Genomic DNA, 14,705 nt, shown 5'->3' with positions numbered 1-14,705 from the left:
CCTACAGGATAAAATACAATACCTATAGGCCGCATGAGGCGCTGGGATATGATATCCCGGCTAATTATTATAAACTTGAAAATCTGGTGGGACTAACTTTAAACTCGAAATAGTTGTTCCGAAAAAGTCGAGCAGGACAGTGATGGTGATAAGCCGGTCCATTGAATCATAAGTATATGATGTATAACTCCCATCCGCATATGCAGCCTTTGATTTGATATTTACTCTGTATTGACAGATTTTTCATTTAATCAGAACCGTTACCTTTTCTGGTTGAAGTAATGTCAAGAGTAAAGACCTGTAGTCAAAACGCCGTTTGAACTGATGCTTGCGCCTGTGCTTGTAACGCTCCATGATACAGTGCCGCTACAATCTGTTGCCGTATATGTTGCACTGCTGTTTGTTGTTATTGTTTCAGTGCCGCTTATGGTTATTGCATGAGAAGATGTTGTAAATGAAAGGAAGAAAACTATTGTTATTAATACGAATAAAACTGTTATGACCGATCTAAGCCGCTTCATTGCTATCCCCCAAGTGTTAACAAAAGTGTCAACAACAGAAAGCTCCTACCTGAACAGCAAGAAAATTTTTGCATTTACAGAATATAAAAGTCAAGAAGAAAATAAGATTTTTCACAATAAAATTGCAGTATCAATAAAACGCCCGGATAAATATCAAGGGATGATATACAGCCATAACGCTGTTTTCTCTCAGCATATCTGAATTTATTAAAAGGTGGCAGGTCACATCAAAACAGGTGAGCTTGACCTTTATATTTCTCACTTGATAAACTTAAGTCATAACAAGGAGGTAAAATGGCAAAAGCCCTTGAAAAAGTTGCAGGTCACGCTCATGTAAGCTCAAAGATGCACCGTCACCTGAAAAAACAGGAACATGTAAATGTTTCACTAAAGGACATTCAGAAAGGCTTGGCAGGCATCGGTGTTTCTCTTTCCAATAGGGTTGTTGAAGAAAGGGAAAAGCGATAGCTGATGCCCTTCTTCATAGACACGAGCGCACTCTTCAAGAGATACCAGCCTGAGAGCGGAACAGACCTTGTCTGTAAGATACTTGAAGAGTCCAATCAGCCGGTATATATCTCCTCTATAAGCATTATTGAAATCGTTTCCAACCTGAGAAGGCTTTTTGAGATAGATAAGATTACTACAGAAGAACAGTTTTTGCAGCAGCGCGCATTCTTTTATCAGGATATTCCAGCTCTCGGAATTGCAATTCTGGATGTGACTGCCGATGATATCATAAACGCCGAAAGCCTTATCTTGAAGCGATATATGAAGCCGATTGATAGTATTCAGCTGGCATTAGCCCTGAATTTACAGCAGGATGATGTTACATTTGTTTCGTCTGACCAGAGGCTATGCAAAATTGCTGAGGCTGAAGGTCTTTTGACCCTGACCCCTTAATAAAATTAATCAAAGGACTTTTTATGAATGTAGATGAACTCTGCATAAACACTGTCAGGACGCTTTCTGTTGATATGGTGGAAGAAGCCAATTCAGGCCATCCCGGAATGCCGATGGGCGCGGCTCCTATGGCATATGTTCTCTGGACCAGGTTTCTTAAACATAATCCTGAAAATCCAAAATGGCATAATAGGGATAGGTTTGTACTTTCTGCGGGGCACGGCTCCGCTCTTCTTTATGCGCTTCTGCATTTAACCGGATATAATCTGTCCCTTGAAGAAATTAAGAAATTCAGGCAATTGGGAAGCAAGACGCCCGGGCATATTGAGTATGGAGATACGCCCGGAGTTGAATGCACAACAGGCCCTCTGGGGCAGGGGTTCGGAATGGGCGTGGGAATGGCGATTGCCGAAAGATTTTTTGCGGCAAAGTTTAATCAACATGGGCATGAGATAGTGAATCACTGCACATATGCGATAGTGAGCGATGGAGATCTGATGGAGGGGATTTCGTCTGAGGCAGCTTCATTGGCAGGACATCTGAAACTTGGCAGGCTTATCTATCTTTATGACAATAACCACATCTCACTGTCAGGAGAGACAAAACTTACGTTCACCGAGGACGTATGCAAGAGGTTTGAGGCATACGGATGGCATGTGCAGTTTGTTGAAGACGGAAATGACATCAGAGATATCTCCAGAGCTATTGCAAATGCTCAGTTAGAAACTAACAGGCCTTCATTGATCTCTGTGAGAACTCATATAGGTTATGGGAGCCCTCATAAACAGGATACCTTTGAAGTGCACGGCTCTCCGCTCGGACATGATGAGGTCACAGCCACAAAGAAGAACCTCGGCTGGCCCTTGGAACCAAAATTTTATATTCCTGAAGAAGCTCTTGCACAATTCAGAAAAGCAATAGATAAAGGCTCTCGGCTTGAATCAGAATGGAAGGAGAAATTTAATTCGTATTGGAAAACATATCCTGAGCTTGCATCTGAATGGGATAATATGATTAATTTTAAATTCCCTGATACTTGGGATAAGAACATTTCCATTTTCCCTCCTGACCCGAAAGGTATTGCGACGCGTGCCGCTTCAGGGCAGGCAATGAACGCGATAGCAAAACATATCCCTTCCCTGATAGGCGGCTCTGCTGACTTAAATCCTTCAACTAATACCGAGCTTAAAGGAAAAGGCAATTTCCAGTTTCCCGATTCAGAGAATAAAAATGTTCAGGGCGCAGCATCAGGTGAATGGGGATACGGGGGTGCGAACATCGCTTATGGCGTGCGCGAACATGCAATGGGAGCAATATCAAACGGAATGGCGCTTCACGGTGGACTGATTCCTTTTGCAGGCACTTTTTTAATATTTTCAGATTATATGAGGCCTGCCATCAGGCTTGCTGCATTAATGAAACTCCATGTCATCTATGTCTTTACGCATGACTCCATAGCCCTTGGAGAGGACGGGCCGACTCACCAGCCTGTTGAACAGCTTGCAAGCCTGCGCGCTATGCCAAATCTCACGATTATAAGGCCGTGTGATGCAAATGAGGCTGTAGAGGCATGGAAGATTGCAATTGAACATAGGGCTGGCCCGGTTGCGCTTATAATGACAAGGCAGAAAGTGCCTGTGATTGACAGGCAAAAATGCAAATCAGCTTCGGAACTGGCTATGGGCGCATATGTTATTGCGGATTGTTCTTCATGCATGCCTGAGATTATCTTAATAGCAACAGGTTCAGAGGTTCATATTGCGCTTGCCGCATATGAAAAACTCAATGCAGAGTATATTGATGTGCGTGTTGTGAGCATGCCTTCGTGGGAGTTGTTTGAAAGGCAGTCAAAAGAATACAAAGACACAGTGCTTCCGCCGCACGTCAGGAAAAGGGTGGTTATAGAAGCAGGCGCAACTCACGGCTGGCATAAGTATGTGGGATTGGATGGAGTGATAATAGGGGTTGACAGGTTCGGCGCGTCAGCGCCCGGAGAGATAGTGCTTGAAAAATTCGGGATTACGGCAGAGAATATAGTTACGAAGGCAATGGAATTATTAGAAAAAAAGATTTAGCATGAAGTAATGCGCTGTAGCCGAATCCTTTTTCGCTTTTTGCAGAGAATTTTTGACAAATCTAAGGCTCGTTACAGGCAATTTCAAAACTCGCCCTTTGGGCTCAGACAGTTGAAATTGCTTATCTTCCACTTCGCCGAGATTTGTTACCAAAAATTCTCTGATGCCGCTCAAAGTTATTCGGCTACTGAATTTGGGAGAACTAATGACAATGGGCTTTAAAGATGCCTCATCCTGCTGGAAAGAAATACTGTCAGATGTTTCAAAAAACAGGGATTTGCTTTCTGTTATAGAAAGGTTTGCGAGAGAAAATACCGCACCGGCAAAAATAGTGTTCGGCACTTCAGGCTGGCGCGGTGAGATAGGAACGGACTTTACATTCAATAATCTGCGGATTGTGACCTCGTCAATTATAGAAATGCTTAAAAGCAAAGACGAGTCAGTAATGCAGGCAATCGGCGTTTCAGGTTTTGAAGGTGTGAAAAGCTGCGGCGTTATTGTAGGACATGACAACAGATTCCTCGGCCCTGAATTTGCGATGGAAGTCATAGGGCTTCTTCAGAGAGAAGGGATTAAAACATGGTATGCAGGCGAAGCGGCCACGCCTGAGTTTTCAGCAGGGATAGAGATGTTGGGCGCAGCGTGCTCGATTAACTTAACTCCTTCACACAATCCTGCAAATTATGCCGGGCTCAAATTTAATCCCTCGGACGGAGGGCCTGCGGGAGACGTGGTTACAACAAAAATAGAAGAGATAGCAAACAGGATGATGAAAAAAAGTTCACAGTTCACAGTTCATAGTTCACAGTTAGCTGTTGAAAAGATAGATTTAACTGAACTCTATATCAGATACATAAACGAGAGAAAGACTCTGGATATAGAAAGAATAAAGAATTTTATAAGTAAGGAGGATTGTATTGTCTGCATTGACAATGTTCACGGAGCGACAAGGGGACGCATACAGAGGATTCTTGGTGAAAGCGCCAAGATTAAATACCTAAGGACACAAGACGATTTTCTTTTCGGAGGTGTGGCTCCTGAGCCTTCAGAGAAAAACATGCAAGGCGTTGAAAGGGTTTTGCATGATAGCAATGCAAGGTTCAGAATGGGTGTTATCATAGACCCTGACGGCGACCGCATAAGACACGCTGACGAAAATATGCAGATACCGATGAATTATTTCGGAGCAATGGCATTTCATTTCCTGAGCGTGTATAAAGGGATTAAGGGGATAGGCGTTAAATCTGTTGGTACGAGCAATCTTGTTAATGCCATAGCAAAGAAACTCGGCACAGTCGTAAAAGAGACAAAAGTAGGGTTTAAGAATTTCAGGCCGTATATGCTCCGGTCATCAAAAGAAAGGGCAGTGGTTGCTTTTGAAGAATCAGACGGTATGACAGGATATAATCATACGCTTGAAAAGGATGCGATCTTCGGGTTTCTTCTTGCAATAGAGATGATGGCAGTAACAGGCAAAAACCTGAGCGGCTACCTGAAAGACATAATGGATGAGTTCGGGCATTATTATCCTGACCGCTCCGGCATTTCAGTTGACCGCTCTCTTGCCGGAGAGCCGTTGATTAAAAAGCTTTCAGTTATAGGAGAGCATTACAAGGTTGGAGCCGCGCTTAATATCGGTGAAAACAAAAGAACCGTCAGTGATGTTATTATAGTTGACGGAACAAAACTTGTGTTTGACGATGGTTCATGGTTAATGATAAGGCCTTCGGGTACGGAGCCGAAGGTAAGGTTTTACATTGAGGCAAGAATAGAAAAAGAAAAGAAGGCAGTGTTTGAAGCAGCAGAAAAAATAACGAAAGAGGCGCTTGGGCTAATATGATACAAAACACTTTCAGCATATTAAATGGAATTGGCGTGAAACTGGAAAGAAGGCTTTGGGAAAACGGAATTCTCACATGGAAAGATTTCTTGAATACCCCGAGGATGAATTCTATAAGTTCAGACAAAAAAGCTGTTTTTGACAACAGTCTTTGTTCCGCCTTGCAGGAGCTTAAAAATTCAAATGCGAGATATTTTGCCGGCACAGTAAAGAGGAAAGAGCACTGGAGGCTGTTTGATAAATTCAAAGGCGAGGCAGTATGCCTGGATATAGAGACAAGCGGCCTGATGCCCGACAAGGGCGGATATGTAACTGTGGTCGGCATGTATGACGGCTGTGATTACAAGTGCTTTGTCAGAGGCAACGGCCTTTCACCTGAGAATCTTAATAAGGCGCTTTCAGGATACAAATATCTTATAACATTTTACGGAGCTGTATTTGACATTCCTTTTCTTTTTCGTTCCATGCCCGGGCTGAAGTTTGACATCCCTCATTTTGATATATGTTTCGGTTCAAGAAAGCTCGGATTTCAGGGCGGACTTAAAAAACTTGAAACCAGCATGGGAGTTGAAAGAGACGAGGCTGTCAAGGGCATGGACGGGTATGATGCAGTGAAATTATGGGGAGCTGCTCAAAACGGAAGCTCTGAGGCTCTTGACCTGTTAAAGCTTTATAACAGGGAGGATACCGTAAATTTATTCGGCATAGCTGAAGTTATTTATCAGCAATTAAGAGCGCAGACCGGCATAGAAGAGTATCTCAGATAAAATACCTGTTATAACCCCTTGACTTTAACTGCCGCATTCTTTTATCTTGTTTAAGCAAATTCATGTCATCACAAAGGAGCGATAATGGCTAAGATAAAAGTCGGCATCATCGGCGGCTCGGGTATGGATGACCCGCGCCTTATGAAGAATAAGAAAGAAAAAAAGGTAAAGACGCCTTACGGTAATCCCTCATCCGCTCTGACTGCCGGAAAAATAGAAGGTGTTGATACGCTTATCCTTGCGCGTCATGGCAAAGGCCATTCCATTTACCCCACAGGCGTTAATTTCAGGGCGAATATCTATGCGCTTAAAAAAGAAGGATGCACGCATATCCTTGCAACAACTGCGGTGGGCTCCCTCAGAGAGAAAATAAAGCCCGGCGACCTCGTATTTACGGACCAGTTCATAGACCATACAAAACACAGAGCCCTTACATTCCATGATGAGAAGGTTATACATACTCCCATGGCAGAGCCTTTTTGCAAAGAACTCAGGAGCCTTTTAGTGAAGACTGCAAAGGAACTTAATCTTAGGCATCACACGAAGGGCACTGTGATCACAATTGAAGGCCCAAGATTTTCCACAAAGGCAGAGTCTCACATGTTCAGGAGCTTTGGCGCGGATGTGATTAATATGTCAACTGTGCCTGAGGTAATCCTTGCAAGAGAACTCGGCATCTGTTATCAGTCAATTGCCATGTCAACAGATTATGACTGCTGGAAAGAGGGCGAAGAGCCTGTAACATGGGAAATGATACTGTCTATAATGAACAAGAACTCAGAGAATGTTAAGAAGCTTCTTTTAAAAACAATAGCAAAGATTAAATATAACGGATGCGACTCTTGCAAATCATAGGAGGAAGATGATGCCGATAAAATCAAAGATACGGACGGTTCCTGATTATCCCAAGAAGGGCATAATGTTCAGGGATATAACAACGCTCATTAAAGACCCGGTCGGATTCAGGCTTGTCATTGACAGCCTGACACAGAGATATATCACGGGAGATATAAAGTTTGATGTTATAGTCGGGATAGAATCAAGGGGATTTATAATAGGCGGAGCGCTTTCTTATACCCTCGGCAGGGGCTTTGTGCCGATAAGGAAAAAAGGTAAACTTCCTGCTGAGACGATAAAACACGAATACGAACTTGAATACGGCACTGACACAATAGAAATCCACAAGGATGCGATAAAAAAAGGCGACCGTGTTCTTATTGTTGATGACCTGCTTGCGACAGGAGGCACAGCGCTTGCTGCTGCTGCCCTGATAGAAAAGCTCGGAGGCACTGTTTCAGAGATGTGTTTCATCGTTGACCTTCCTGACGTCGGCGGCAGAAAAAAAGTTGAGGCAAAGGGATACAAGGTCTTTGCGCTGACGGAGTTTGAGGGGGATTAAACACCAAGGAACTTATTTAATTGCCCCATGCTTTTTGCATTCTCAGGATTGTAGGCTTCAAGCGAGTGGGTTAATGGGGACGGCAGGCTGTCCCCATTTCTGGTTTTTATGTAATGTGCCCCTAATTAATTTCCTGCTTCCATGACTCAGCGCTTTTTTACAGGCTGTACAGGCTGCATTTTGATCGGCTGCTGAGATGACTGTTTAGGCGTACACTCAAATTTGCACGGAATACTCGGAGTACTCGACTCTTTACAAACTGTATTTGCCGGAGGCATTTTTTTAAGCATATATATATCAGATGCCCCATGCGCCGCCGCCCCGTAATAGCATTTCATGTATCCCTGCGGATCAACTCCGCAACGGTTGAAGAGGTTATAACCGGACGATTCGGATTTTTCCCATCCCTCGCCATTTTCAACCCGCAGCAATGTAAAAGGATTTATTGTGTAGACCTTTGGGCATTCTACTATGATAGTCTCTGCCAAGACAGCAGATGAAGCGAAGATAGTTACTGTCACGCACATCATAGATATAAACCTGCTTTTCATTATTTTATCCTCCTCAATGTAAAAAGTTAAAAGGGGGCAGTCGGTCGTCCCATTTTTCATCTTTTATTTTTATCATTTTACGTATAACATTATATACCAAGGTGGTATTTACTGAGTTTATGAGACGAATATAGCACATCTGGCTGTAAAGAGAAAGAGGAAAAATCATTAAAGTTAATATGAATAAACAGCGTCACTTGGTATTTTATGGGAAAAGCTTAGAAGTATTGCTTCAATCTCTCCATGCTCTTTTTTGCGTCCTCAGGGTTGTGGGCTTCAAGCGTGTAAATGAGGTCTTTGCCTTTCATTGCCGAGAATAATTTGCTGAAATCAAATGTCCCTTCGCCAATCGGAAGATGCTGGTCAGAGGTCTTGTTGTTGTCGTGCAGATGAAGCTCAATAATATAAGGCTTCAGATGCCCCAACCAGTCTTCAAGTGATACTTTAGAAAAAAGTTTAAAGTGCCCAGAATCAAAGCAAATTCCAAAGCTGTTATTCCCCATCTTTTCCATCAACAGCCTGAGGTTTTCAGGCTCGTCTTCAAAGATATTTTCAATAGCAATTTTGGCTCCGATCTCCTCTGCTTTTTTAACCAAAGGTCTCCATGTAAGGAGGCTTTGCTCAAGCCAGAGGCCTATGTTTAAGGCGTATTTCCATTTCTCATATCCGGAATGAAATACAACAGCCTTTACCTTCAAATCCTCGGCAATGTTCATAACATGGAAAAACCTTTCCATTGTCACAGCCCTGACCTTTGAATCAACTGCGCCCGGCGATAAATCCATAAACGGAGCATGGATTGACAGGGAAGGGTTATAATCAAGTTGATCTTTAAGGTGTAATATATCTTCCCTGCTTATTGAGTCAAGGGCATTTGATTCAATGTAGAGTTCGAGGTTGAGTTTTTCCCGCCTGATGAACGAAAGATGTTCTTCTATTTTGTGATAGGGGATATGAATCTGCGGGTTAATCACTATGCTTTAACTGCTGCCTCTGCCTTAGATTCTGTTTTGCTCTCTGCTTTAGTTTCTGTCTTGGTTTCTGTTTTTGATTCAGCGTCTGAGTCTTTCTTTGCATGAGGTTTTTTCCCTGAATCGGCGGGCTTTGACGCATAATCTGTCTTATACCAGCCTGTGCCTTTGAGAATGAATGATGTATTTGAGATAAGCTTTTTCAATGTCCCCTTGCATTTCGGGCATTTACTCAGCGGCTTATCGCTGAACTTCCGGAGCGCCTCATGCATCTCACCGCAGTCAAGGCACTCGTATTCATATATCGGCATTTCACAATCCTCCTGAAAAACAAACTCATTTAATATAACTGAATCATAGAACTGCGGTCAATCAGCTTGACTTTATGAGGAAAGGTTTTTATTATTCTCTATCGGGGCGTAGCGCAGTCTGGTAGCGCACACGGTTCGGGACCGTGGGGCCGAAGGTTCAAATCCTTTCGCCCCGACCAATTTAAACTTTAGCAAAAATAGTCAAGGCGTTAAACATGGGCGTTGATGATTTAATGAAATAATATGAACAAATTTATTATTCAAATTCTTGTGATAGCCATTGCCGGCTTTTTTATCCTTCAAACCCCCGCCTTTTCTGAACCAAAGATGCCAATTGCAAAATCCGGTAAATGCGGGGACGAGATTTGCGATGATAAAGAAAAAGCAAATCCGAAATTATGCCCAAAGGATTGCCAGCAGACAACACCTACACCCACTCCAACGTCATCACCAACAACAACTCCATCGTCATACCAAGATTCTCCTTTTGGAATATATTCGCCTTATTCAGAAATCTTAGAAGGAGATAAGGTTAATTTTACAACTGCAGCTGAAATTTCGAAATATTTAAAAGACCTTGGCGTAAAATGGGTTCAAGAAGGAGCGTTTACATCGTATTTCCAGCAAATTCCGCAAGAGATGGGTTCTTATTCAAGAATCGGACGGGAAGGAGGGATGAGTCCTAAAAAAATAGATGATGAAAGTATAGTTGAAAAATACAAAACCGAAGTGACTGGAATCGTCAAGAAAAATAAGAACAGAACAAAATATTGGGAGATTAGCACAGAGCCTGACGGGGTAGGAGGGTATAACAGCAATCCTGCAGGATATGCAAAGCTTCTGAAAATAAGCTATAAAACAATTAAATCTGAATGTCCCGATTGCAAGGTAATTTTCGGAGGATTATCCGGAATAAATAGGAATCTGGACAATAAAAGCGGTATTTTCTTGGAGGAGGTTTTAAAAGCAGGAGGCGTCCAATATTTTGATGGCTTGGAATTTAAGCAGCATCATATAAGCGCAAGCCAGTATCTTTTGCTTAAGGAAAAATTCGATTTAATCGGAGGAGTTTTATCCAAGTATGGAATTGATATTAAAAAAATCCCTGTTTTTGTTGAAGGGTCGATGTATGACGGCGATCCAAACAGCCCCGTTGCAAAAGCTTTAATAAAAGGCTTGCCAATACAAACAGAGGCGGAGCAAGCTTCTGGTTTAATTAAAGATTATGTATACGGGGTTTCATTTGGAATTGATAAATTTTTCTGGAACTTACTTTATGAAAGAAATGACTACCTATCAGGAAAAACAGGAATGGGGAATTTCCCCCAAAATCCATTTAACCATTATGGTTTAATACATAATCAGAATAATTCCGACGGCCTCTCCCACAAAAAACTCGCTTACTATACCTACAAAAAGATGGTGGAGATATTGGAAGGGTCTGATTGGAATAATATCCAGACGATTCAGGAATCTGATGGCGTCTATATCTACAAATTCACAAAGAACGGCAAGCCAATCTATGTCGCTTGGAACGACAATAGCGGAGAAAAGCAAATCACGATTTCCAGCATAACTTCCGGTTCTGCGAAAATCACCGAAGCCGTGCCTAAATACGATTCTGGGAAAGATGTATCGGACTACAGCGCCGCTTTCAACACAGAGACAGAATCTGTTGCTGATGGTAAAATAACAATAACCTTAAAAGATAAACCGGTGTATGTGGAGGGGAAATAATTATGAACAAACTAAGCATTAATAAAACCCTGTCGATTCTACTTCTGTTTTCTGTATCTATCCTGTTTTCTACTTCTGCCTTCGCTGATTATAAAATCATCCTCAAAAACGGCAGGGAGTTTGTTGTGGATAACTATAAAGAGTCAAATGGCAAGATAAAGTTCTATAGGGAAGGCGGAGAGATAGAGATTGACAGAAGCAACATAAAAGACATCAAGAAAGTGAAAGCCGCAATATCTGAACAGCCAACTAAAACGCCAACTACCACAGCAACAGAATCGCCAACTCCAACTACAACGCAGGCGAAAGAAATTTCTTCCATATCACTTGTCAAAAAAATTGAAATTTCAGGCATCGCAAGGCCGGAGATTGTTGCAACCGATAACAGGGTTTTTGTCGTTTATCTTGAGTCATCAATGAATGGCAATTCATTTAAAGTGAAAATTTATGATAACGATTTAACTAAAGAAATTGTTTCCAAAACTTTAGTTTCCAAAACATCTGCTTACGGCAATCCTACGGATATTCGGATTGTGTCTGACGGAACATATCTTTATGCCTTTTATGAAATGGCCACCAGCGACAAAAGTTATCTTTTTGGCGAGAAATATAAATTGGATGATAATTTTGAAAAGGTTGTTTCTCAGGGACCGATTGTTCAGAGTGTAATGTTCAGGCTCGCCCAAAATGGCGATGAAAAACTGGACGACCCGGCTCCAATGATTGAAGGAAGCAATATTTATGTGATGACAAGATATAAATCAAGTTATTCCCAAAGCGGAGAAACAAAATACAGACTATATAAATTTGACAATAACCTTAATAAAATAACTGAATTTGGTTTGGACTTGTCGGCTTACGCTGACGGCGGAGCCCGGCAATCAAGCATTATTTATGATAATGGATATTATTACATCGTATTGCCGACAAGCACCGGTTCAGCTATAAATGAATCTGCGCCGTTGTCAGCCCCGGCGGATATTTTGATGGTTAAGCTGGATAAAAACTGGAATGTTAAAGAATCAAAGCTTATTGCTTCGGAATCCGGCTATACTGAGGGATACGTTACAGGATTAAAAGTGGACGACAAATACTTTTATATAACCTATAATCAGGTAATTTTTGGCAAAGAATTTTCTTCCGTTATTAAAATTTATGATAAGAGTTGGAAAGTGGTTTTAACTGAAAAATACAGAACTATAACTCGCGGTTCTTTGAGACCGTCTCTTGAAGTAACTTCTGGCAGGATTTACGCCGCCAATGAGAAAGAGGGTGATAAGAAATCAGAGATTTATATTTTTGATAAAAAATAAAATAACAGTTGGTTTTGAAACTAAAAATATTAAAAAAAGAGAAGATTAAAATAATATGAACAAACTAATCATTCCAATCATTGTGACTGTAATCCTTGCCGTCGGCATTGGAGCTTTTTTTATTTTTCAAAAAACCCGCTTTCCCTGAGCCGTTCTTAATTCAAAAACCAAAGGAAGAAGTTAGTAAATATCCACTATTTGCTGCCAACGATTTTGGTATCCCTTCAGGAGTTGCAAGAGTGGTTGGGATAACGACTAATTCAGCCTTCCTTCCAATCTTAACTTATTTACTATTTCCTGTATCTTCGGCAAAGCCTCAATTGCGGCTTTTTCTCCTTCAAGGACAGCTTCGTGCCTTTTTGAAAAGTCAGCGCTTCCGATATAGCCGACCTTTGGCTTTATCACAACATCCGCCTTTGAAAGCTGTATGGCTGCGAGTTTGGAGTACATTATTGTTATTGACTGCAGGATGGTTTCAATAGTCCCTTCAGGCCGTGATGAATCAATATCGCCTGCTATATCCACTGCAATAACTATGTCAGCGCCGAGCCTCTTTGCTGCGTCAACTGCAACCGGACTGACAACGCCGCCGTCAACATATACTTTTCCTGAAATATTTACGGGCCTGAATATGCCGGGGATTGAACAGCTGGCCCTTACAGCAGTGCCTGTATTGCCTGTTCCGAACACGACCTCTTTTCCGCTTTGAATATCAGTTGCAACAGCATAAAAAGGGATTTTCAGCTTTTCCAGCGGTGTGTTTTTTAAAATGCGGTTTATGTACGCCTCAAGTTTTTCTCCTTTTATAAATCCGTTGTCAGGTATCATCAGGTCAGCGACATCGCCTTTTTCTATGGAGAATGAGAGTTTCTGGAGTTCAAATGCATTATATCCATAGGCATAAAGCGAACCGACGAAACTCCCCGCGCTTGTGCCGATTATCATGTGTACGGGAATCTTGTTTGATTCAAGCACCTTGAGAACTCCGATATGCGCAAATCCCCTTGATGCTCCTGCGCCAAGGACCACCGCAATTTTTGCGGGAGGCAGAGGAGGTTTAACTTCTTCTTTTGGAGCGCATGAGAATATAAAGACAATGACAAAAAGACAGATTAAAAATCTTGATGCATTAATCATCTCAGCATATCCTCGGAAGCTGTTCGCCTGAAAGCATATCTATTACGCGTGTTCCGCCGATTCTTGTTTTCAGCAGGACCTTGCCTTCGGGCGATTCAGAGACTTCGCCGATAATATTAGCATCTTTTCCCAAAGGGTTTTTCCTCAGTATCGCAAGCAGGCTTTCAGCGGCATCTCTTTTGACAACAGCTATTAAAATACCTTCGTTTGCAATGTAAAGAGGGTCAATGCCTAAAAGTTCAGATGCGCCTCTCACTCCGTCCGGAACAGGGATTGACGCTTCTCTTATATTAAAACATAGTCCTGATTCCAGAGCCATTTCCTTGAGTGTCGTAGCCAGTCCTCCCCTCGTAGGGTCTCTCATTGCATGTACGCCGCCGTATCCGATAATCTCCTCCACCATCTTATTCAGCGGCGCTGTGTCGCTCAAGACAGGAGGATTGAAGCTCAGCCCGTTTCTTTCAGCCATGACAGCAACTCCGTGATTGCCGATTGTTCCGCTTACGATGATTTTATCCCCTGATTTTATATTTGAGGGTGAGATATTTACTCCGTCGTCAAGAATTCCGATGCCGGATGTATTTATGAATATTCCGTCTCCCTTTCCTCTGTTGACAACCTTTGTGTCGCCTGCAATAATCTTTACCCCTGATCTTTTAGCCGCGTCCGCCATTGACGCTAAAATCTTTTTCAGGTCCTTCATTAAAAATCCCTCTTCAAGTATTAATCCTGCGCTCATGCAAAGAGGTTTTGCGCCGACCATCGAGAGGTCATTAACCGTGCCGTAAACCGCAAGTTCTCCGATATTTCCTCCCGGGAAAAAAACAGGAGAGACAACATAAGAGTCGGTTGTAAAGGCAAGCTTGAGTCTGTTTCTTTTGTCATTGCGAGCCGAAGGCGAAGCAATCCCATGAGTATTAGATTGCCACGTCGCTTCGCTCCTCGCAATGACATCTTCTGCAATTTGGGACAAATCTACAATCGCAGCGTCTCCGAGGCTTTTCATCTCAAATTCTGGGACAAAATACTCCCTTATCAGCTTATGCATTGCAGTTCCGCCGCTTCCATGCGCAAGAAGGATTTTATCCACTGAATCCTCCCACAAAATCTAAAGTGAGCAGGATTGGTTTGAGCGGCATCAGAGATTTTTCGGTAACAGTTCTTAGTGAAATGAAGCGGC

The 14,705-nt window shown here is 42.3% G+C and carries 16 protein-coding genes and 1 tRNA gene; 10 read left to right on the top strand and 7 right to left on the bottom strand.

Features of this window, described 5'->3' with window-relative positions; all coding sequences use genetic code 11:
- Nucleotides 1-60: 60 nt before the first annotated feature.
- A complete protein-coding gene (locus HY035_10065) occupies nucleotides 61-240 on the bottom strand; it encodes an RHS repeat protein (protein ID MBI3378723.1) in 180 nt (59 codons plus the stop codon).
- Nucleotides 241-284: 44 nt separating this feature from the next.
- A complete protein-coding gene (locus tag HY035_10060; GenBank protein ID MBI3378722.1) occupies nucleotides 285-521 on the bottom strand; it encodes a hypothetical protein in 237 nt (78 codons plus the stop codon).
- A 294-nt stretch (nucleotides 522-815) separates the two neighbouring features.
- Between HY035_10060 and HY035_10055 the strand changes: the two genes are divergently transcribed.
- The 7 genes from HY035_10055 (at nucleotide 816) to HY035_10025 (ending at nucleotide 7,505) form a co-directional block, all read left to right on the top strand.
- On the top strand, nucleotides 816-989 hold the full coding sequence (locus HY035_10055; GenBank protein MBI3378721.1) for a hypothetical protein: 174 nt from the start codon (nucleotides 816-818) through the stop codon (nucleotides 987-989).
- Between the two features lie 3 nt (nucleotides 990-992).
- Nucleotides 993-1,424, top strand: a complete 432-nt coding sequence (locus HY035_10050) for a type II toxin-antitoxin system VapC family toxin (protein MBI3378720.1) — start codon at nucleotides 993-995, stop codon at nucleotides 1,422-1,424.
- Nucleotides 1,425-1,447: 23 nt separating this feature from the next.
- Nucleotides 1,448-3,499, top strand: a complete 2,052-nt coding sequence (tkt, locus tag HY035_10045) for a transketolase (GenBank protein MBI3378719.1) — start codon at nucleotides 1,448-1,450, stop codon at nucleotides 3,497-3,499.
- A gap of 205 nt (nucleotides 3,500-3,704) precedes the next feature.
- Entirely contained in the window at nucleotides 3,705-5,339 is a 1,635-nt protein-coding gene (locus HY035_10040; GenBank protein ID MBI3378718.1) for a phosphomannomutase, read from the top strand.
- Nucleotides 5,336-6,106, top strand: coding sequence for a ribonuclease H-like domain-containing protein (locus tag HY035_10035; protein MBI3378717.1), 771 nt, complete (start codon nucleotides 5,336-5,338; stop codon nucleotides 6,104-6,106). The genes HY035_10040 and HY035_10035 overlap by 4 nt, the downstream gene beginning before the upstream one ends.
- Nucleotides 6,107-6,190: 84 nt before the next feature.
- On the top strand, nucleotides 6,191-6,961 hold the full coding sequence (mtnP, locus tag HY035_10030; GenBank protein ID MBI3378716.1) for an S-methyl-5'-thioadenosine phosphorylase: 771 nt from the start codon (nucleotides 6,191-6,193) through the stop codon (nucleotides 6,959-6,961).
- 10 nt (nucleotides 6,962-6,971) lie between these two features.
- The gene (locus HY035_10025; GenBank protein MBI3378715.1) at nucleotides 6,972-7,505 is read left to right on the top strand and encodes an adenine phosphoribosyltransferase; all 534 of its coding nucleotides are present in this window, start codon (nucleotides 6,972-6,974) and stop codon (nucleotides 7,503-7,505) included.
- A gap of 146 nt (nucleotides 7,506-7,651) precedes the next feature.
- Here the strand turns inward: HY035_10025 and HY035_10020 are convergent, their stop codons facing one another.
- The 3 genes from HY035_10020 to HY035_10010 all read right to left on the bottom strand — a co-directional run bounded on the left by HY035_10020 (nucleotide 7,652) and on the right by HY035_10010 (nucleotide 9,338).
- Nucleotides 7,652-8,056 carry a hypothetical protein gene (locus HY035_10020; GenBank protein MBI3378714.1) on the bottom strand — a complete coding sequence of 135 codons (405 nt, stop codon included), beginning with the start codon at nucleotides 8,054-8,056 and terminating at the stop codon, nucleotides 7,652-7,654.
- A 218-nt stretch (nucleotides 8,057-8,274) separates the two neighbouring features.
- Nucleotides 8,275-9,030, bottom strand: coding sequence for a sugar phosphate isomerase/epimerase (locus tag HY035_10015; GenBank protein ID MBI3378713.1), 756 nt, complete (start codon nucleotides 9,028-9,030; stop codon nucleotides 8,275-8,277).
- The gene (locus tag HY035_10010; GenBank protein ID MBI3378712.1) at nucleotides 9,030-9,338 is read right to left on the bottom strand and encodes a zinc ribbon domain-containing protein; all 309 of its coding nucleotides are present in this window, start codon (nucleotides 9,336-9,338) and stop codon (nucleotides 9,030-9,032) included. Before HY035_10010 ends, HY035_10015 begins: the two co-directional genes overlap by 1 nt.
- Nucleotides 9,339-9,440: 102 nt before the next feature.
- On the opposite strand from HY035_10010, the gene HY035_10005 reads away from it, so the two are divergent.
- From HY035_10005 to HY035_09995, 3 genes are all read left to right on the top strand, one after another.
- Nucleotides 9,441-9,517, top strand: a tRNA-Pro gene (locus tag HY035_10005).
- A gap of 64 nt (nucleotides 9,518-9,581) precedes the next feature.
- On the top strand, nucleotides 9,582-11,075 hold the full coding sequence (locus HY035_10000) for a hypothetical protein (protein MBI3378711.1): 1,494 nt from the start codon (nucleotides 9,582-9,584) through the stop codon (nucleotides 11,073-11,075).
- A 2-nt stretch (nucleotides 11,076-11,077) separates the two neighbouring features.
- The gene (locus tag HY035_09995) at nucleotides 11,078-12,388 is read left to right on the top strand and encodes a hypothetical protein (protein MBI3378710.1); all 1,311 of its coding nucleotides are present in this window, start codon (nucleotides 11,078-11,080) and stop codon (nucleotides 12,386-12,388) included.
- A 255-nt stretch (nucleotides 12,389-12,643) separates the two neighbouring features.
- Here the strand turns inward: HY035_09995 and HY035_09990 are convergent, their stop codons facing one another.
- The gene (locus HY035_09990) at nucleotides 12,644-13,525 is read right to left on the bottom strand and encodes a patatin-like phospholipase family protein (protein MBI3378709.1); all 882 of its coding nucleotides are present in this window, start codon (nucleotides 13,523-13,525) and stop codon (nucleotides 12,644-12,646) included.
- Between the two features lies 1 nt (nucleotide 13,526).
- Nucleotides 13,527-14,573 carry a hydrogenase expression/formation protein HypE gene (hypE, locus tag HY035_09985; GenBank protein ID MBI3378708.1) on the bottom strand — a complete coding sequence of 349 codons (1,047 nt, stop codon included), beginning with the start codon at nucleotides 14,571-14,573 and terminating at the stop codon, nucleotides 13,527-13,529.
- Nucleotides 14,574-14,705 lie beyond the last annotated feature (132 nt).

The organism is Nitrospirota bacterium, from assembly GCA_016195565.1.
Classification (GTDB): Bacteria; Nitrospirota; Thermodesulfovibrionia; order Thermodesulfovibrionales; family UBA1546; genus UBA1546.
Note: the sequence above shows the minus strand (reverse complement) of the source record. Positions and strands in the feature narration are given on the sequence as shown.